Raw genomic sequence first — 19,346 nt, 5'->3', positions numbered from 1 at the left:
TGAATTAGATTCACGCCTTGTCGAAGAATTAACGTTAGAGTTTCCGACAAGTCAGCACAGCCCCGATGTCGTTACACCGACAGGGAATAACTTGACTATAAATTGGAAGCGGAGTCGTCAAGATCTTTTACTTTTTTCCATAACTTATCAAATGATGGAATCGGGGAACTGGTTTCGCCTGCTTCGGCGCGAAGCTTCGCAGCTTCGGCCAGCAGGGCCGTCACTCTCGGATCAGGAGTGACCATCGCCGTCAAGTCCCGTGGCGCGATCGCCATCCAGAGTCCGACGATCGGTTCGACCATCCCCACCAGCTCGGCCGCCCGCTTCTCACCAAGCACCTCCGCCGGAATGCTCGTCACCCCGGCGGTCACATCGAATCCCACGTACAGGCCAGCCTGCTTGGCCACATCATGCTTAAACGCCTCGTCCTTGCGTGAGTCCCACGCACGTCCCCAACCCTCGTCACCCTCCGAACCGACCGGACCCCAATTCTGCTGATCGACGTACTGTCCGAACCACGCCGCGAACTTCACACGATGACTACTGAACCGCTGCCAGAAATTCTTCCACGCTGCCGCATCGGCGGATTCGACCGTTTGCCCGGCAACGATGCACAGGAAGAACTTCCCGAACTCCTCGGCGGCCAGAACTGCGAGAGCATGTGCGCGCGGCCATCGGCCAGCGTCCAGAAGCACACGCGCGTCGTCCAGCAGCGAAGCGGAATTGTCCAACGCTGCACGCGCGATCTCGGCGAGTTGTGTTCGGGTGAGCACCGGCGCCGGCTTCACCGCCCGACCCCTTCCGGCGGGAACACGCTGCTCGAAGCCACCCTGTAAGGCTACCGGCAAGCAGCTCGCATCGATAGGACTATGTGGCAGGATCACGCCATGGTGGCCGTCATCCACGGTGAAGATCTCACCGAACTGCTGGACATCGCCGATCTTCACGGCCGGGCCCGCAGACTCACGATTCCCTGGCCTCGACGCGCCTGGGCTGGAACCGAAACCCACTTGTGCCTCCTGGTGCACGAAGAAGAGGTCCGTTGGCTCGGCCGGGCGATCGCTGGCAACGCGATAACGACATGGGACCGGCGGATCGAAATCGTCGACATCGAACCGATACCGTCCCTGCCCCTCGCGGAAGTCCGTGCCCAGCTCCCGCCGAAGGTGCAGGAGTACTTCCGGACCGGACTGCTGCCGGAGGGGACAGGTGTGGCGACCGTGGCGGCGTTGCGGGCGCTCCTCCCGGAATACGCGCCGCTGATCAACCGGCTCAACGCCCCGTACCGACGAAGCCGGCCCTTCGGTAGGCGAGGTCTCCTGCTCGACGAACAGCGAGATGCCACAGGGTTGGTTCTCGACATCAGCGGTGTGCGGCGCGACGTCCTGCGCGACTGGCGACCCGATCCTCAGGCGCCGTCATTCCTGGCCGGAGTCGAGCAACAGCGGTACGTCTCGGAAGAGACCTTGATCGACCACGACGTCGCCCGGTTTCCGGGCCTGGCGGAGCAAGCCGGCGGCCACGTCGACTGGCGGGTGTTCGGGAACCGGAACACCACCGTGTTCGTCATGAATGCCAACATGGAGCCGCTGGAAAGGTCTACCGGCGTCGATCTCGTCTACTACAACGAAACACACCGGTCATTCGTTCTGGTGCAGTACAAGCGGATGAGACGTGAATCTGCCGATGGTGGAGAGTCGACGCTGGCCTACCGGCCGGACAAGCAGATGGACGACGAACTCGCCAGGATGCGCGAAGTGGATCAGGTCTTCGGAACGTCGACCGATGGCGGCTTTCGGCTGTCCAGCAGACCATGCTGGGTCAAGCTGTGCAACCCGTCGGCCGCCTCCGAAGATCCTCGCGCCCTGATCAAAGGGTTGTACCTGGCGCGCGAACACTTCGAAGAAGTGGTCACCACCGCAGCTATGGGTCCCAGAGGTGGGGTGCGAATCGGATACGCCAACGCGGGCCGCCACGTCAACAACACTCTGTTCACCGAATTGGTCCGTGACGCGTGGATCGGCACCCGCGGAACCGGCACGGACGAACTCGCACAGCTGATCGCGGAAATCCTGGCCACCCGCAAAGCGGTCGTCTTCGGCGCCGGACTCGGCCCGCCGCCAGGGCCAACGCGTTCTTAAATCCCAGGAGGGCCTGATCCAGCGCGTTCGAGCGCATCACCGGCGATCCGAGCGAACCCGGGCCCGAAGCACGTCCACCGCGGCCGACACGTTCTCCGGCGACGACCGCGCCTGCCGCGGGGCCGGCTCACACGGGAAGCCTCCTCCATCCCGGCGAAGCGCAGCCACCCGACCGGGGGCGGCTTGGCCGGGCCGCAGGTGGTGAGCAGTCCGGGCCCAATCGGGACACACTCCGACGTCCAGCGATCTCTCGTGGTAGCCGTCGGGGGCGCAGAGCCTACGCACTGAACGCTGCCATCCTGGCGACGACAGGCTCGCGACGACGCCGGAGCAGATCAGCGGGAAATCACCGATCCTCAGTCAGCCGGCTGGCCGTCCCCCGTTCGGTGACGTCGATTCGGACGCCACCAGGAGTCACCATCAACACCGTCACCAACCTCCAGACAGAGAGCGCTGTAGCGACTCGTCCCAAGCCGCTCGAGGTCGTGTTCTTCGCAGCGAACTCCGTCCGGCTTTGTAGTAAGAGGTAGGCGGCCTTCGGCTGGGCGCAGGCGCCGTCCGCCAGAAGCTTCACTCGATTGGGTGTTCTCCTCTCGGAGATTCGAGAGTTACGTTCGGTAGTCATGATCGGCGAGGAGGGCCGATGACCCAGATGTCGATGTTCGGGCAGCCGGACGAACTCCCCGAGAAACCAGCCGGCGACCAGGCCGTCACCTTGAAAGTCCTGATCACCGTCAAGGCAGCACCGAATCCGTCCGAGAAGTACGGGGAGACCGTCTGCGTCGCCGGCCTAAGCCTCGATCCCTGTCGTCCGGGGTGGGTGCGCCTGTACCCGATCAACTTCCGCGAACTCGGGGGCAACGAAACCTTCAAGAAGTACGACATCGTCTCGGTCAAGGCCGTTCCGGCGCGGCAAGACAGCCGGCGGGAATGCTGGCGTCCGCAGATGCACACGCTGAAAGTCACCGGGCACCTCAACCCCTGGACGCCTCGGCGCCGATGGCTGGACCCAGCGGTCAGCACCGACACGACGATGTGCAGGCTGCACCGCGGAGCGACCATGGCCAGCCAGTCGCTCGCCTTGATCCAACCACGACGGATTACCGATCTGCGCATAACCCGTCATGCCGGGTGGACCAAAGAACAGCAAGCAAAGATCAATGGCTACGTCAGCCAGTTCAGCCTCTTCGACAACGAAGACCGCACCCCGCTGCGCGCGCCGCGATTCGCCGGCACCTACCACTGCCAGTGCGCTGAACCCGACTGCGGAGGCCACAAGCAGGGCTTCATCGACTGGGAGTTCGTCGCCTTCCAACTCCTGCGCCTGCGCGGCATGGACGGCGACAGCGCTGCCGAGCACCTGCGCCGACGCTTCCTGGACGAAATCTGCGGGCCCGGCCATGACGTCGCCTTCTACGTCGGCAACGTCGCCGCACACCCCCGCATCTTCAGCGTCCTCGGCGTCTACTACCCACCTCGCGCGAAGTCAGCTTCGCGGTAACCGACCGGCGATCTCCTCCAGGACCACGTCTCGATGGCATCGTCGCTGGTCAGCCTCGAAGCACAGAACGGCGAGAGACTCCTTCACCGCGAGCTGCGCCAAGTCGTCGAGACTACGCTGAGCCTCGTCGGTATCGAGCGTCGCGACATACCGCGCCTTGGCTTCAGCCAGCTCCGACTCCGAACCGGCGAATCCGGCGCGGTTGGTCTTCGGGTTGCCGAGTTCCCGACGGTGATCGTATTGGATTCCGGCCTCGAACAAGGCTTCCCGCAGAGCGGTCTTGCTGAACCCGCGCTTGCGCGAGATCGGCGTCAGCCGTACGTCCACCAGCCTGGTAATACCCCGGTGGACCAGCGCCGCGACAAAGTCCCGGATCTCCTGCCCTTCGTACCCGACACCGATCGCGCCGTCACGCACACCCGCTGTATCCGCCCTCCTCATACCGACACCCTTTCATGGCTGGTCTCCGGCCGTCCCTTCCCCCTCTCCTCGTCTCCGTGCGAAGTCCGGTCGGCAACACTCGAGGCCAGCGAGCCAGAGGAGGAGTTCATCGAAACAGCGGCCCCGCCTGGCCGCGGCATCCGCACCGTCACCACCACGAACACTCCAAGAAGGAAAAAGGAGTCGAGTAACCCACGACCCGCCAAACAGGTAAAGATCAAGCTAGCCGATGCCGCTCAAGATTTCGCACAAGTTTTCCCAGTCCATGTCGTCGAGCTGCGACTGCCAGTAAAGCAGTTCTCGCTGCCAGGCCCGGTCCAAATCCCCCTCCGACTCAAACAGGTCGCTTGCGTGGAAATCATCGGCCATCGGGATGATAAGCACTACCAGGTTCGCTCGGTAGTTGGCATACCGAGCCTGGAGACTCAGACGCCGGGGCTCGTAGCCGAACCGGTCGTCCCGGTGGCGGGCTGCTCCGGAGGCACGGAAGAGCTGCAGCAATAGGTTCGTTCGTTCGGCACGTTCGGCGGCTGACAGTTGCGCAGCCATACCCGCCAGCAAGTCGACAATCGCCGGACTCCGACTGAGTACAGCGAACGAAAGCACTGAGTAGAGTAAGCCGTCGTCAACCAGCTGGGAGAACCGGCTCCGCCCGTACTCGACGAGATCGTTGATCAGCGCAAAGATGAATCGCGCAACCAGATACTCGGCGAAGGTGTCGTTGAGGAATTCGTGGGTACGTACGCGCGGCTCGTCGGCGGAGTCTCGCACAGTATGCAGGAAGAAGAATCGGCTGACCAGCTCATTCTGAGCACTTGACTGCCTTCGAGTGAGGTCAGTGCCTAATATGGCAGACAGATCGAAGTCGAGATCACGGCTCGAGATCGACCTGCTGCCACGGTTGAGCATCCCCAGCGCAATGATGGCCAACTGTCGCAGGTATTCCTCGATTTTGTCGGCCAAGTTCGGCGTGTGCCCGAATTCGGACTTCTGGATTTCGCGGGCGGCGAACGACTCCAGCAACGCCTGGTAGAGCTGCGCCTTGGTAAGACCTGCGACCAGCTTGTTCTCGGCATGTATCAGGGCAAGAGCGACGAGGAGAATCGGCTGTCTTGCGAGCTCGGCGTAGTCGGCGATCGTCGTTGCGGCCAGCGGCTGGAGATTCTTCGTTGCGAACACAGAAGCGTTGGTAGCGTTCCATGTGTCCAGCCAACCAGCGATCTGTGCGTCGTCGAATTGTTCCAGTCGTACGACAAGGGTACCGTTCGGCACTCGTACGCGGTTGACAAGTGCGGTCCGGCCAGTCACGATCACGGCCACCGGGCGGCCCACGTCGTGGGATATCCGCTGGAACTCCGCGATCTGCTGCATGTAGGTGAGCCCACTTGTTTCACCGGAGGACAACAGGTCGTCGAGCCCGTCGAACAGGAGCACAGGCATCTCGTTGTCGATCGTCCGCACGAAGGAAGCCCAAGAAACCTGCTCAGCCAACTGCCGACGCAGCGCGTACTCGACTTGTTCGGGCAACCCGACGTTGCCAGGCACATCGCGGAGCTGAACACGGATGGCAACGAAAGAATCCGCAGGCAGCCGCGCGGCGAGCACCGAAGTGAGCAGGCTCTTGCCGGAGCCGGGCTGACCAAGGATCAGCACGGGCGCGTTCACTGCGGCTGCGGACGCCAGATGGCGCATGATGACAAGTTCGGAATCGGTGTGCACTTCCTGCGAAGCCCACCACATCTCGTCATGGAGCGCACTGCGGGGGTCCGATTGAACGACTCTCACCGCAGGCGCGACGTAGCCGTCGGCGATCGTCGGCACGACCACGTCAGAGGTCTCCGCCGGGAGCAGCGGCCGATCCAGGGACGCCTGGTTGAGGCGAGCGAGATCGTCGGCAAGCGTGCGGGCCGTTCGTTTCGACAACGACGGCGGAGCTCCCTGGTAAGGCCGCTTGCCTGCGGTCGGGGGTGGCAGCGCGGGCGGGGTGTCCCCGCCATCGGTGAGCAGTGCGCCGGGTTGCACACCGAGTGCCTTGGCAAGGGCGACCAGTTCGTCGGTCGTGACGTTCTTGCGGACACCTGATTCGATCTTGGCGAGCGTTCCCCTGGTCAGGTTCGTGGCTCCAACCAGAGCGCATTCGTCAGCGAGGCGCTGCGCGCTCCATTTTCGTTCACGCCGCAGCCGGCGAACCGACTCTCCCACTGCTCCGCCCATCGACCAGCCTCTCAATTGCTCTGGATCGGAACATATCCAGCTTAGAGCTTGAGCTGATCATCCTCAAGGAGCAAACTTCATGGATGACCGCACAAGCGGGGAACGGCGAGGAAGCCCAGGAGGCACGATGGCGGCACGGCAACTCGGGACACTCGCCGAGTAGGCGACGATGACCGACAATCCGAACAGCGAGAAAGCCGCGGTGGCGCTTCCCCACGACAGCTCACCGAAGAACGGCAAAGACCTGGTCCTCAAGCTTTACACCGGACTCGACTGGGCAAAGGCTGGCCCGGTGTGCGCCGTGCTCGGCTCGGTCGCGGTCGTGCTCGCGGTGGTCTTCTGGGGCCTGAGTCTGGTCGCCCACGCCGTGGTCGGCTCCTGGTGGCTGAGTTCGGTCATCGCCGGAGCAAGCACGGGGGCAGGTGCGTACGGTTTTGTGCGCCGCCGAGGGCGCCACAAGCCCTGATCGACAAGGTGCCGGAAGCACTACCTGCCAAGGACATCGTCCGGCCCCATCGATCGATTCGCCGCCGGACACAGTTACGCCGTGACCGCCATGTCGACCTGACCGCTACACGTCGGAACGGCCTTGCTGATCGCGCGATGGAGTCAGCTCACCGAGTCCTGGGTCAGCGCACAGCACCACGTCGCCCGGTCAGCACCCTAGGGCGTGTCGTCAAAGCCAGAGGAGCAGGGTGGCTAGGTCGATCAGCCCTCGGTATGAGGTGGCGGTCTTGTCGAAGCGGGTGGCGATGGCGCGGAATTGCTTGAGTCGGTTGAAGCAGCGTTCGACGATGTTGCGGCGCCGGTAGGCGACGCGATCGAAGGCTGGTGGTCGGCCACCGGCTCGACCGCGGGGCTGCCGGTTGGCTCGTTGGTCTCGGCGTTCGGGGATGGTCGCCGGGATGCGGCGTCGGCGCAGGTAGGTGCGGATGGCGCGGCTGGAGTAGCCCTTGTCCGCCGAGCTCCATCGGTCTCCCATCACGTGACGACCTTGAGACTGATCATGTCCCACCGCAGGTCACCGGCACACGTGTCGCCCGTGTCGAACCTTTGCCTGACGGTGGCGTCGATGACGATCGTGTCCTCGGGGCCGACCGCGGGCAACGAGCCCGGCAACTCGAGCTGCGGAACGCCGACGTCGTCGAGGTCTTTCCCCACCTTTGCGCCCCGGGCTCGGACTTCGACGTGGATGTCACCGCAATTTGTGTTCGAGCTGAGCATCCCGCCTACGACGTACCGAGGTGCCAGGGAACTGCCGTCGGACTGCACTCGGAGTTCAGTGTGGATCGACTTGATCTGCCTGCTCACGTTCCACCACGCTCTGGCCGCGGTCACGTCGTCGCCGTTGACCCGCGCCGGGATCTCAAGGGGCACCCATCGATACGGGTAGGTGAACTCGTCCCCCGCCGCGTACAGCAGGTGCGAGCCGATGTGAGCGGCCGCCGCGCTCGACGTCGTGGCTGGTCGAGCCGATGTCGAGCTCGTCGAGGCGGCACCACGCGTGTCCGGCTTGAACTTCACGAACAACGGCACGGCCACGGCGACGGCAACGAGAAGTCCCGCTCCTCCGAAGGCCAGCACGCGCCTGCGTCGTCCTTCGGAACCTGCGATCCGCGTGGTCGGCAGATCCTCGACGGGATCGCGGGCGGTGTCCACCGAAGGGCGAAGCCGGTCGAGTGCCTCCTGCGCGGCCTGCCTGAGCTGGTCGTCTTCCGCCGCTGCTTGCGCCCGGCGATCCGCGAGCCGGCGAAGCGTCTCGATCGCGATGTCCTGTTCCGCCACTGCTCCCCGGGCGGCGAGACGTTCCAGTTCCGCCACCGCCCCGAGCCGGGCGAGCCGGTCCACGCTGAGCAGGTCCCGCCGGATCGTCCGCGGCGTGCCGGGGGCGAGACCGGTCGGGTTGCGCGCGATGTAGACCTCTCCCGCGAGCTGGTCATTGCGCGTCGGAGTCTGGTCGGGGGTGGCTTCCCGGACGCGATCGAAGACGTAGCCGTAGAGCTCCGCGGCGTCGATCACGCCGTCACCGTTCAAGTCGGCCTCTCCGGTCCGCAGCCCGTCGACAATCATGCGGGTGAAGATCGACGGCGGCCCCGGGCTTCCCGCTCCGCGTCCGACGTTCGACTCGTAGGCGTAGCCCAGGTGCGTGGAGGCCGTCATCACCGCGCAGCCGCGCCCGGAGCGGGCGGTCAGCTGGTCGATCACGTCCACGCGCTCGGCCGACTTCCGGGTGGTTCCGGCGGGAAACGCCCCGCCGTAACAGCAGTCCAGCCAGAGGACGACTTTCCGGGCCGGACTGCGGTCGATCAGACGACGGACGAAGGCGGCCGAGACACCGGTCGATTCGAGCAAGGCCCGCTCGGTGTCGGCAACGGCCAGGTGCAGGTCGCCGGTTTCGTCCTTGATTCCGTGGCCGGAGAAGTACACCAGCAGCAGATCTTCCCGGCCCGCGCCGGAGAAGAACCGTTCCAGGTCCACCCTCAGGTCCCTGACCACGGGATTTTCCCGGGTCTGAACGACGAATCCACCGATGTCGGGGTCCGCGAGAACGTCGCGCAACTCGGCGACGTCGCGGCGTGGCGCACGAAGCTCACTGAAGGTCAGGTCGGCATAGCTGTCGGTGGCGATCAGCAGGGCCATTCTCGATCCGGGCATCGCCCGGCATCATAGGCTGGCCCCGGTCTCCGTGGAGACGATACCGTGACGCTCGTGCAGAAGATTTCCGTGGAAGTGTGCGACGACGATCCCTTCGAGCGCGACAATCTCTACCGCAACCTGCGCGAGGAACTGCTCAGCCTGGACATCGCCGGTGCTGAGTTCTCGGTCGATCCGGCTCGGCCGGCAGGCGCGAAAGCGGACCCGGCGAGTATCACGGAGATCGTCGTCGCTCTGGCGGGATCCCGGGTTCTCCTCCAAGTGGCCGCGTTTCTCCGCGACTGGGTGAAGCGTTCGGCCAAGAGGAAGATCGTCGTGCGAGACGGGGACCGCACGCTGGAAATCACCGGCGCGACAACCCGCGACAATCGCGAAGTCATCGACGCGTTCTTCGCGGACTCAGATGACCAGCGCCTTCCAGAGATTCCGCACGCGTCCGATTCTTGATCCCTCCCGGCCGGTCCACCGCATGTTCGAGGCGGATCATCCTGGTCGACAACCGCACCAGCGAGCTGGGCGATAACGACGAGGGCACCGGGTAGACGTACGGCGACGTCGACCGGCTGCTCGATCCGCCTGACGTCGTCGACGACGCGAAGCCCCCGCTCGGGTCGAAATGCTGGTCGTCGTGCATCTGGGGACGGTGGAGCGCATCGTACGGCTGGCCGCATCCCACTTGTGTCCACTTTTTGTCAAATTTCGACGCTCGCGCGGTAAAGCTCTCGATGGCGCCGATGGTTCCCTTTACGATCTGCGGGCCTACCAAGTGAGCTGGTGCATGCCGGCACGCGAGCAGCACCGGCGTCACCAACTGTGGCAGCGGCTTCCCCGCCCGCTGCGCCGATGTCGATGCCGATGCCACCGCGGCGACTGGAACGTCGTCAAACGACATCGCACTGCGGCTGCTGGTCGACGCCGAAGCCGCTGGCGCCGACCTCAATGACGTCCGCAACGCGGCCACCCGCGAAAACCTCGACGCGTGGGCACTCGGTGCGCTCGACACCTTATTCACCGACCGGACTCCTACTGCGCCGCCGAGGGCGGCTCGAAGGACTTCAGCAACAGGAGCCACCCCACCCAGGCGATGCGCGATGCCGACGTGGTCACCGCCATCGCCGCGAACAACGAACTCGTGAAGCCGCATACCCTCGCCTAACCGGCGGGCACAGGGAACAGCCGCCAAGGTGCTCATGATGCAGGTCAGCAGGCCACCCACCTCAGCTGCGTTCACCCCGCACTCTGCGACGACAAGTAGACGGTGGCCCTCGCACTTGAAAGGCCAGTCAGCGGCGATGCAGCCTGAATCAGGCGACCGAGACGAAGTCAGCTCCGGCAGGAGGCGGGCTGGCGATCCGCCGGGTAGAAACCATGGTCACGAGGACTACGGACCGGCCAGACGGCGGGGCGTAAGGGTGTCTCGAAATCTATGCCTTCGGGACACCGCGTGGCGTGTAGTGGCAAGTCGCGACCATGCTTTGGCGCGACCTTCACCGTCAAAGCCTCGTTCGGCCACGCGACCTTCACCTGCGAAGCCTGGTTCCTGCTCAAGACGTTCGCCCCGGATGACACATCTGACGCTGTCGATGGGATCCGTGAGCTCGCCGCTTGCCGACCACCCATTCAGGACAGCTTCGACCAGCTGGCCAGGCAGACACCTGAAACCGGGCATGAGTTCTTGTGCCGGCGCTGGCGTGGACGCCGCGTCGACGGCCCGATCCTCGTCGCCATCGACAACGGCATGATCCTCGGAGCGATCGGTCCGCTCGCCGTCATGCCCAATCGCAACGGGGCATCGGTTCTGGTGCCCCAATACTTCGGGTAGCTTCATGTCGCCTGACGCCGCTCACGGACCGGTATTCGGCCTCCGCCTCCGCCACGCGTCGCTGCTCGTGCACGACGTGCTGTCCAACGTGGACCTGACCAGGCCGATCGTGCTGCTGTTGACAAGCAGCGTCCAGCACGAACTCGAAACGTGGTCGATGGAGCGACCTCGGGAGTTCCCGGTGTTCTCGCCGGGGCCTGACGACTCTCGCGGTCAATGAGGCATGGTCTCGCCGGCGGGCCCGGCAGGTGCCGATCCGTGCACGACTTGGTTGCCGTTCTGCACGACGAACTGACTGCCGGACGCAATGTTGACCTGTGACGGACCGGTCGCCCCCGACGCACCGTCCTGGTTCCCCCGCATCGCCGTCGAGATTGCCAATGCCGCAGAAATGATCACGACGATTCCCGTAAGCAGCCACCAGATCCATCCGCCGTGCAGTTCGTTGATCAAGGCGGACGACAGCGCCGCGAGAACCACAGTCGCTGCTGCCGAACTGGCGGTCCTGATCTTCGGTTTCCACATCGGACCATTGTGCCCTGCGTCCACACGATACCGCCGGTGACCCTGACGGTAGACTCCACCGTGCCGCCAAGCCGCAGACCAGGCAATTCCGGAATGCGACAGAAGACTTCCGCTTCGCGGCCCGGTTCGCGAGGAGATCTGGCAGGTGCGCAGCGAGGGTGGGAGCGACGGCCAATCCGAAGGACGGGAGAATGCCCCGTTTTCCGGGCAGCTCAACTACGGCCACCAGGTGTTCGCCGTCCGAGACGGCGACCAGCACATCTCCGTGCACCAGGACGGACCACCGTTCGAGCTCCAGCCGTTCCCGCACGAAGACAAGGTCGATGCCGGGAAGATGCGGGGCCAGCCGAGCCGGTTGCTGCTCGCGCGGAACCAGGTCGTCCGTTTCGCCGGACGCCGCGAGGAACTGCTGCGCCTGCAGCATTGGCTGCACTCCCCCGAGCGGCTGAGTGTGCTGCTCGTGCACGGGCCCGGTGGAACCGGAAAGACTCGGCTGGCCGATGAGTTCGCGTCGATCATCCGAGCGCGGAACTGGAGCGTTCTTTCCGCAACCCAGGGCCGCACTCGCACCACCCCCGTCGTTCTGGAAGCGACACGGGGCGTCGGCAAGCTGATTATCGTCGACTACGCCGAACGGTGGCGGAGAACCGGCCTTCTCGCTCTGCTCTCCGATGCCGGAATCACCGGTCCGGGGATGTGCCGGGTTTTGTTACTGGCGCGTACAGCCACGTCGTGGTGGGGTGACCTGCGCAGTCCTCTCACAAAACTCGACGCCGTCGTCGACACGATGCGGCTCGAGCCGCTGGCCGCCGATACCGGCCAGCGGCAGCAGTTGTTCCACGCCGCCCGAGACAGCTTCGCGCGAATCTACGAAATCGACCCCGCTGGCGCCGTCCCGGCAGGCCGGATCAGTGACCCGCATTACGAATCGGTGCTGAAGATCCACATGTCGGCTCTGGCCGCCGTCGACGCGCTGGCACGGCACCGCCGGCCGCCGACCGACCCGGGGCACCTCTCGGAGTACCTGCTCGACCGGGAACGCGACCACTGGGCCGCGATGTCCGAGAACGGCCGAATCGAATCCTCGTCCAGCCGGATGACGCGGACGACGTTTCTCGCCACGGTCTGCGGTCCGGTCCACCGGGCCGAAGGTGTCCGGCTGGTCCGCGCGAGCGGGTTGGCCCCGGACGACTTCACGGCGCGGCAGGTTCTCGACGACCACCGTGCCTGTTACCCGCCCGCCGACGACGGCACGGTGCTGGAACCACTGGCGCCGGACTGGCTGGGTGAAGACTTCGTCGCCAGGGGCCTGGCCGCCGGCTCGGCCGATCCGTTCAGCGACTACTGGCTGCCGGACATGGCTGGCCAGGCCCTCGCCTCCGCCGAGTTCGCGGTGCACCGGCGACGAGTCGTGTCGGCGATGGCCGAGACCGCGAAGCGATGGGCACACGTCCGGCGCTACCTCAACGAACGGCTGCGTGAGATCTCCGGCGAGTTGCTCTCGCTCGGCGGCCAGACTCTGCTCGCGGTCGCGGAGGTCGCGGACCTCGATCTGCTCGCGGCGCTCGAGCCGCAGCTGCCGGAAAAGGACGTCGAGTTCGACTCGGTGGCGGCCCGGATAGCCCAGCGGCTGACCCGCCACCGGCTCAAAACCGCCGTCTCGCCGGCTGAACAAGCACGGCTTCGCACCGCGCTAGGCCGCCGGCTCGGGAACGCGAGCCTGTTCCAGGCCGCTCTGGACGAGTCGGCCACCGCGGTCCAGCTGCTGCAAGAGCTCGCTGCGGGCCAACCCCGCCGCTACGAGGAACCGCTCGCCGAGGCTCTCCACTACCACGGCTCCCACTTGGCGGGCCTGGGTCGACGGCGTGCGGCGCAGGAGGCGACCGAACAAGCGGTCCTCCTGCGCCGCCGCCTGTGCGCCCGGCACCCGCTGCGGTACGAAGCACTGCTCACCGATTCGCTGGACAACTTGGCCATCGATCTCAGCGCGATGGGCGAGACCCGGAAGGCGCTGTCCGCTGCCTGTGAGGCCGTCAACCTCCACCGCGGGGTGGAGCAGCGGACCGGGAGCCACCAGCCCCGGCTCGCCGCGTCCCTGCACAACCTCGGCAAGCTCTTCGGCCAGAGCACCATGCTCGCCGAGGCGACCGCCGCACTTCGCGAAGCCGGCCAGCTCTACGAGCAGCTTCGCGCAGCAGAGCCGTCGAAATACGAGGCCGAACTCGCGGCCGTGCGGAACGACAGCGCCTTCTGCGCACTCGACCAGGGCGCACCCGGGCGCGGCGCCGAGGAGGCGACCTCAGCCATGCAGGCGAACTGGGTGCTCGCCGGCCGATACCCGGCAGGCTTCGAGTCCGAGCTGGTGACTTCCCTGCTCGGCTTGGCCAACAACCTTTCCCACCTCGGCTACCGGGAATACGCCCAGCGCACCAGCGGGCACGCGGTTTCGCTCTCCGGCAGGCTCGCCGAGGAGCACCACGACCGTTACGACGTCCGCCACGCGGCCTCGATGCACAGCCACGCGATCAACCTCGCGCGCTCCGGACGGCCGGATCAGGCCCTCGCCGCGGCGGAGCGAGCGGTCGAGCTGCGGTCGATCCTCACGGACAAGGCGCTCACCCGCCACGAGCTGGAACTGTACGCGACCCTGCGCACCGCGGGTGTCGTTCTCCGGACCGGCCGGACGGACGAAGACAGTCCGGCGGCGGAAGCCCCAGTCTCGGTGCGCCGGCGACTCCAACTCGCCGTCGACGCGATCTTCACCGAGAACGCCCCCGGCATCAGCGATGCCACGGAGAACCTATGGATCCGCCTGTTCCGAGCGCACCGACTGGCCACCGCGATCACAGGCCTCACCCCGGAAATGGCACCCAACCTGCGGGAAACGACGTTCGCACTGGCCGAGCGCCAGGCCGAGCTGGCTCGCTCGCTCGCCAGCCTGAGCAGCCGTCTCAGCGACGTCAACAGGCACGGCGAAGCATTGACCAACGCACAACGCGGGTCCGAGCTCTTCGCCCGCCTCGCCGCCTCGGACCCGGACAAGCACAGCCGCGAGCTCGCATCGTCCCTGGCCGCACTCGGCCTCCGGCTAGCGGACGTCGGCCGTCAAGCCGAAGCCCTCGACGCAACCCGTTCCGCGCTCAAGCAGCTCGACGCCCGCGATCCGGCGGTATTCAAAGCCCCGCAGACCGCGACGGTACTGCAGGCTTTCGGCTGGGTGCGAAAGGTGGCGGGGCTCGAGCAGGACGACGCGCTGCGAGCGGTTCGCCTGGCCGCCGGGATCTATCGCGACCTCGGAGCCACCCGCACCGGCGTCTACGTCAACGAACTCCGCTCGGTCATGGCACTGGAAGCCGGACTGCTCGCCAAGCTGGGCCGCCTCGTCGATTCCCTTGAGGTGCGGTCCGCGGCCGGGCTCCTGCCGGCCGGCCCGTCCGAGTTGCGCCACTAGTCGACCAGAACCGCCGATTCGGTCTTCTGCGGCCGCGCTGGGTGCCTGACGCACTCTGAGTCCGATGACAAGCTTGCACAGCAGATCGCCTCCTCACAGCTGCGCTGATCAAAGTTGAGAAAATTCGTCCTCGTGACGTGCGATAACCGGTTCAACTCGTCGCGTCGAGTAGCACTGACGGAACGGGCTGTCGGAGACCATGCTGCAATGCTCCTGGGACCGCCACTTTCGAAGAATTCGACGACCCTAGTGTGTGCGCCGACCCGCCCGGTCCAACTCCGCGCCGGTCGGGGGTGCGTTCACGAGCGCGCTCGCTGACGTAGTACTCCCACATTCGCTGCTCCGCAGTTTGCTCACCGGTCTCGGCAACCGAACTCGAGGGCGATACAAGGCGGACCACTTCTGCAGTCTCGTCCTCAACCACGTGTCGGGAATCCTGCTCGCAGATCTTCGTCGGTGGGACTGGTCTCGGAGCCGGTCTCGCGAGACCGCCGCTTCAACGCCCTGTTCAACAACTCGACCGCCAGCAGCAAGACCAGCGGCGGACACGCAGCGACCGTGACCTGTAACAGGCTCAAGACCGGCGCCGAACCGACGTTCGCCACCAGCGACAGACAGATACCGAACGCGAACGCCAGCCACGCCACCCACCGGCCCGACTCGCTGTCATCGCGGTGGCTCTTCCACAGCTCGACCGTCGCGATCGTCAGCAGACCGTCAACCAGGAGTGGCCAGATCGACGCCGTCACCGTGTCCGCGCCGAAGCGGAGTGCAAACTCACGTCCGTGGCGGTACGAGGCGTACGCCGCGCCGAGTGCGACCAACCCGGTGCAGGCGCACTGAACTGACAGAGCAAGGTCTTGAGCCAGCCAGCCCCCAAGCCGCTTCATGACCGCCCCTCCTTGCTCGCGCTCTCGGCGGCCTTCCGAACGTGACCGCCCGACCGATCAAGTAGCGCTGACGAGAAGCTTGAACCAGGCGACACGGACCGACACTTGCGAGCCCGAGAGTGCACGGACGCGACGACAGACCTCGACACAGGCCGACATCGTCACCACCCGACGACCGAGGAAGACGACACTGCCCGGCATCACTAGACACCGTCCGAAACCTCAAGATCACCACTCTTAACCAGCGGGTTGCAGCACCTCCTGGCGAACCTGAGGCGGGGCATCAAGGCCGCAACCACCCTCAGCGCATCGGCCAGCAGTTCGCCAGCGCCGGAGAACGCGACGACCATAGTTGTTCGTGCCAGCGACGCGATCGAGATCCGCCCCGGTCGGACTACGTCCTGCAGCTTGCTCCTCGACGTAGAACGCCCACATCCGCTGTTCTGCAGACACCTCGAGATCCGACACCGGCTCAACGTCGTCCTCGACGGAGCACAATTGCACCACCTCGCGTTCAGGAACTCCACCGTCGGCATCCACCTCCCTCGGCCGCAAGGTCCGACCATCAGCACGGTGGCGCTTCAACGCCCGGTTCAGCAGCTCCACAGCAAGCAAAAGAGCCAGCGGAGGACAAGCCGCGATGACGACCGCGAACACCGTCAACCTCGGAACCGACCCGATGTTCGCGCACAACGACAATGAGATCCCGAACCCAAACGCCACCCACGCAGCCCAACGACCACCACCATGGCTCGGCCTCCACAGCTCAACCGTCGCCGTCGTCAACAGCCCGTCAACGATCAACGGCCAAATCGACGCAGTCGACCCATCTGCACCGAAGCGGAGCGCGAACTCGCGACCGTGTCGGTAGGACGCGTAGGCCGCCAGCACTGCCACGACGCCGGTGCAGACGCACTGCACACCCAACGACCATGAGGCCCTCGTACCCTTCGACGGCGTCATGAAGCACCGCCGCGACGGCGCCGCTCGATCTCGACCGAACCACAAATCTGCAGCTCACGGCACCTTTGACCCCGTGAGGTTGCTGCGTGAATCGCGCCGGGGGCACTGGCGATCACCTGCAGAGAACGGCCCCTGAACAGGCAGAACCTGGGCAGGGGCCGCTGTCGGTTGGCTGGCGGTGTCCGGAGCTTCCCGGCCGTCAGCCCGCCCAGTCGAGAGTCTTCTCATCCGTGAACTGGCTCATCCGGGCAGCAAGCCGGTGAAGAACCTGATGATCGGCAGTCGTGTTCCCGCGGCGCTGTGGCCTACTCCCGGGACCACGATCTGCTGGACCGCCGTGCCGTGCCGGGTCAGAGTTGCCGCCAGGCTGTCGAGTTGCTCCGGGCGGCTGCGGCCGTCATCGCCCATGGCGGCCAAGTCGGCTCGGCCGTCGTCGTCGCCTCCGATGACCAGGAGGACCGGGATCCGGGCGATCGCGGCCGGGTCCACCGTGATTCCGAACCGCTGCCGGGTGTCGGCGATGCCCTCCGGCCAAGCGAGTGAGTCGTCGAGCAGGGTCACGCCGCCCGGTGCGCCGACCGCGGCGGCGATTACTCGGTCCGGGTGGAGGTACAGGAAACGGTGGGCGAACTGGCCTCCACCGGAATGTCCGCACAGCAATACTTTTTCGACGCGCGCGTTCCAGCGGACCCGGACCTGCTCCAAGATGTCGAGCAGCACCACGTCGAACCGGATCCCGTGGGCGTCGACCACCTTGTAGTCGTGCACGTCGTCGGGGTCGTCGATGCCGACCGGGAACAGCGGGGTCACGACGATGACCCGGTGCTGTTCGGCGAAGGGGATGAGCCCCTCCCGCAATTCGCCGACGCTGCGGCCGGTGCCGTGTACGGCCACCAGGACGGGCAGCTCCGCCTCCGGCGTCCAGCTCGTCGGGATGTAGGCGCAGTAACTGCAGCGCGGCTCGTTCGGTGCCGCGAAGAACGGGGTGCGCTTGGTGAGCAGCCGGCGGCCGGGGTGCTCCGGCGGCAGGTCTTCGACGCGGATCACGGGGTGCGGTTTCCTCGGCCGGCCGGCACCAGCAGCCGCGCCAGGGGGACGTGGTGCTGGCCCGCGTGCATGTCCCGGTCCCGCACCGACCCCTGGCCCACCGGCCGCGGGAACGAGATCTTCACGACGTTCAGCGACGGGATCCGGAAGATCCGGATCGACCCTTCGTCCACCCGGTACAGCGCCGCGATCACGCGCTCGTTCAGGAACGTCTCGTCCGCCGCCACCCGGTAGCCGTCGGCGTCGCGCAGGAACAGCTCCATCGTCACCCAGAACGGGCCCGCGTTCTTCGACCGGACTTCGTGGGCCAGGTCCGCCAAAGCGGTTTCAGGCACGGGTTTTCTCCTCGAACTCGAGCCGGAACAGGTCCGGCGGCGCGCAGTCGACCACGTGGTTGAGCACGAACTCGTACGCCGCCCCGCGCTCGACCTCGGCGGGGGACGACGGGAACGCGAAACTCGGCAGGTAGTCCATCGCCGGGGTCGGCAGGTGCAGCATCAGCGGGTTGGCGATCTTGGCCACCGCCGTCGCCGTCGGCTGGTCGGGGGCGTTGACCAGGAGCATCACGCCGACCTCGCGCGGCGGCCCGGTTTCGGGTTCGAGCTCGCCCAGTACCGCGTTGTGGCCGTACAGCCGGAGGTCGAACGCGTACTCGTCGCCGGCCAGGCCCAGTGTCCCGCTCACCCGCTGGGTGATCAGCGTGCGCATCAGCGCCGCCCACTCGTCGATGCCGGCCAGGACCAGGGGGTCGCGGATCGCCGAGAACGACATCGTCTCGTACCCGCTGATCCGGGCGCCCTCCAGCTTGATCGTGTACTGGTCGGCGACGTGGAACCGGGAGCCGGTGACGCGGACGGTGCGGTCGTCGACGGCCGTGTACACCGCGTCGCGGACGTCGAGCGTGCCGTCGGGTTCGCGCATCTCGAACGGGTCCGCTGTCTCGTACAGCATGTGCGCGGCCACCAGGATCGGGGTGCAGGCCGCCCCCGGGTCGAGGGGTTCGATGGTGAAGCCGTCGGCGTCGATGGTGGCCAGGACGCCGCCCGCGCGCGGGTTGTCGGTGCACTGGCCGCCGCACTCGACGATCTTGGCCGCGTGCCACGTCGGCCCGGCCGGCATGCCCATCATCAGCGGGTAGGCCGCCGCGACCGCCGTGTCGGTCGCGCGGCCGGCCAGGACGACCTGGGCACCCGCGCGCAGCGCCTCGACGATCGGCTCGTGCCCCATCGCGCCGACGATGTGCGTGCAGCTTTCGAGGGTTTCCGCGTCGAGCTCTCCCAAGGGCGGCAACGGGTGCACGCGACCCGCGTCGAGGTGTTCCTTCAGCGCGGCCGCGTCCTGCTCGCTGTAGATCTTCGCGACCTTGAGGTCCAGGCCCTCCTCCGCGAGCACCTCCGCGGCGATCCCGGCGACCCAGTCGACGCCGGTGTCGGTCCCGCTCGTCCCGCACGAGCCCACGATCACCGGGATGCCGGCGCCCGCGGCGGCGGTGAACAGGCTGCGCAGATCACGCGCCACGGCCTTGGCGGTCGTCTTGGCCGTCGCGGCCCCGAGGTAGTACGGACCCGAGTCCGTGGACCCGCCGTCGATGCTGATGACGTCGGCGCCCAGGGCGATGCCGCGCTCGACCGTCGCGTGGTCCCAGCCCGCCCCGAGCATGCCGCTCGGGGCCAGCACACGCACTTTCTCCATGTCC

At 66.2% G+C, this 19,346-nt stretch carries 16 protein-coding genes and 1 pseudogene; 6 read left to right on the top strand and 11 right to left on the bottom strand.

The annotated features are described in order from the left end of the window. Nucleotides 1-95: 95 nt before the first annotated feature. Nucleotides 96-947: an AbiV family abortive infection protein gene (locus ACWEF6_RS06855; RefSeq protein WP_449682029.1), complete on the bottom strand. Its 852-nt coding sequence runs from the start codon at nt 945-947 to the stop codon at nt 96-98. Here ACWEF6_RS06855 and ACWEF6_RS06850 point away from each other — a divergent pair. Beyond that, complete coding sequence (locus ACWEF6_RS06850; protein WP_449682028.1) at nt 888-2,141, top strand: hypothetical protein; 1,254 nt, start codon at nt 888-890, stop codon at nt 2,139-2,141. The two genes, ACWEF6_RS06855 and ACWEF6_RS06850, sit on opposite strands and share 60 nt — an antisense overlap. A 643-nt stretch (nt 2,142-2,784) precedes the next feature. Further along, nucleotides 2,785-3,642, top strand: a complete 858-nt coding sequence (locus ACWEF6_RS06845; RefSeq protein ID WP_449682027.1) for a hypothetical protein — start codon at nt 2,785-2,787, stop codon at nt 3,640-3,642. Here the strand turns inward: ACWEF6_RS06845 and ACWEF6_RS06840 are convergent. Both ACWEF6_RS06840 and ACWEF6_RS06835 read right to left on the bottom strand, forming a co-directional pair. Continuing rightward, on the bottom strand, nt 3,628-4,059 hold the full coding sequence (locus ACWEF6_RS06840; RefSeq protein WP_449682026.1) for a DUF488 domain-containing protein: 432 nt from the start codon (nt 4,057-4,059) through the stop codon (nt 3,628-3,630). The two genes, ACWEF6_RS06845 and ACWEF6_RS06840, sit on opposite strands and share 15 nt — an antisense overlap. 246 nt (nt 4,060-4,305) lie before the next feature. Beyond that, nucleotides 4,306-6,297 (bottom strand): helix-turn-helix domain-containing protein, encoded by a 1,992-nt coding sequence (locus tag ACWEF6_RS06835; protein ID WP_449682025.1) that lies wholly within the window; start codon nt 6,295-6,297, stop codon nt 4,306-4,308. Nucleotides 6,298-6,466: 169 nt separating this feature from the next. Here ACWEF6_RS06835 and ACWEF6_RS06830 point away from each other — a divergent pair, with 169 nt between their 5' ends. Next, on the top strand, nt 6,467-6,763 hold the full coding sequence (locus ACWEF6_RS06830) for a hypothetical protein (protein ID WP_449682024.1): 297 nt from the start codon (nt 6,467-6,469) through the stop codon (nt 6,761-6,763). 210 nt (nt 6,764-6,973) lie between these two features. Here the strand turns inward: ACWEF6_RS06830 and ACWEF6_RS06825 are convergent. Next, nucleotides 6,974-7,318 (bottom strand): annotated as a pseudogene (locus ACWEF6_RS06825) (transposase); the annotation flags it as partial. Further along, a complete protein-coding gene (locus ACWEF6_RS06820) occupies nt 7,279-8,937 on the bottom strand; it encodes a caspase family protein (protein ID WP_449682023.1) in 1,659 nt (552 codons plus the stop codon). The pseudogene ACWEF6_RS06825 and the gene ACWEF6_RS06820, both read right to left, overlap by 40 nt. A 60-nt stretch (nt 8,938-8,997) precedes the next feature. Here ACWEF6_RS06820 and ACWEF6_RS06815 point away from each other — a divergent pair, with 60 nt between their 5' ends. Together ACWEF6_RS06815 and ACWEF6_RS06810 are read left to right on the top strand one after the other, a co-directional pair. Further along, nucleotides 8,998-9,399: a hypothetical protein gene (locus ACWEF6_RS06815; protein ID WP_449682022.1), complete on the top strand. Its 402-nt coding sequence runs from the start codon at nt 8,998-9,000 to the stop codon at nt 9,397-9,399. Nucleotides 9,400-10,378: 979 nt separating this feature from the next. Beyond that, nucleotides 10,379-10,774, top strand: coding sequence for a hypothetical protein (locus ACWEF6_RS06810; protein ID WP_449682021.1), 396 nt, complete (start codon nt 10,379-10,381; stop codon nt 10,772-10,774). Nucleotides 10,775-10,987: 213 nt separating this feature from the next. Here ACWEF6_RS06810 and ACWEF6_RS06805 read toward each other — a convergent pair whose 3' ends face one another. Continuing rightward, on the bottom strand, nt 10,988-11,299 hold the full coding sequence (locus ACWEF6_RS06805; protein ID WP_449682020.1) for a hypothetical protein: 312 nt from the start codon (nt 11,297-11,299) through the stop codon (nt 10,988-10,990). A gap of 145 nt (nt 11,300-11,444) precedes the next feature. On the opposite strand from ACWEF6_RS06805, the gene ACWEF6_RS06800 reads away from it, so the two are divergent. After that, on the top strand, nt 11,445-14,750 hold the full coding sequence (locus tag ACWEF6_RS06800) for an AAA family ATPase (protein ID WP_449682019.1): 3,306 nt from the start codon (nt 11,445-11,447) through the stop codon (nt 14,748-14,750). A 416-nt stretch (nt 14,751-15,166) separates the two neighbouring features. On the opposite strand, the gene ACWEF6_RS06795 is transcribed toward ACWEF6_RS06800, so the two are convergent. The 5 genes from ACWEF6_RS06795 to ACWEF6_RS06775 all read right to left on the bottom strand — a co-directional run bounded on the left by ACWEF6_RS06795 (nt 15,167) and on the right by ACWEF6_RS06775 (nt 19,342). After that, nucleotides 15,167-15,640, bottom strand: a complete 474-nt coding sequence (locus ACWEF6_RS06795) for a DUF2637 domain-containing protein (protein ID WP_449682018.1) — start codon at nt 15,638-15,640, stop codon at nt 15,167-15,169. 237 nt (nt 15,641-15,877) lie between these two features. After that, nucleotides 15,878-16,603, bottom strand: a complete 726-nt coding sequence (locus tag ACWEF6_RS06790) for a DUF2637 domain-containing protein (RefSeq protein ID WP_449682017.1) — start codon at nt 16,601-16,603, stop codon at nt 15,878-15,880. Nucleotides 16,604-16,843: 240 nt separating this feature from the next. Then, the gene (locus ACWEF6_RS06785; RefSeq protein WP_449682016.1) at nt 16,844-17,650 is read right to left on the bottom strand and encodes an alpha/beta hydrolase; all 807 of its coding nucleotides are present in this window, start codon (nt 17,648-17,650) and stop codon (nt 16,844-16,846) included. Then, complete coding sequence (locus ACWEF6_RS06780; protein ID WP_449682015.1) at nt 17,647-17,985, bottom strand: DUF4387 domain-containing protein; 339 nt, start codon at nt 17,983-17,985, stop codon at nt 17,647-17,649. Before ACWEF6_RS06780 ends, ACWEF6_RS06785 begins: the two co-directional genes overlap by 4 nt. Further along, on the bottom strand, nt 17,978-19,342 hold the full coding sequence (locus tag ACWEF6_RS06775; protein ID WP_449682014.1) for an acyclic terpene utilization AtuA family protein: 1,365 nt from the start codon (nt 19,340-19,342) through the stop codon (nt 17,978-17,980). The genes ACWEF6_RS06780 and ACWEF6_RS06775 overlap by 8 nt, the downstream gene beginning before the upstream one ends. Nucleotides 19,343-19,346 lie beyond the last annotated feature (4 nt).

Source organism: Amycolatopsis sp. NPDC004772 (assembly GCF_053601215.1).
This window is presented reverse-complemented; position numbering and strand designations above follow the sequence as displayed.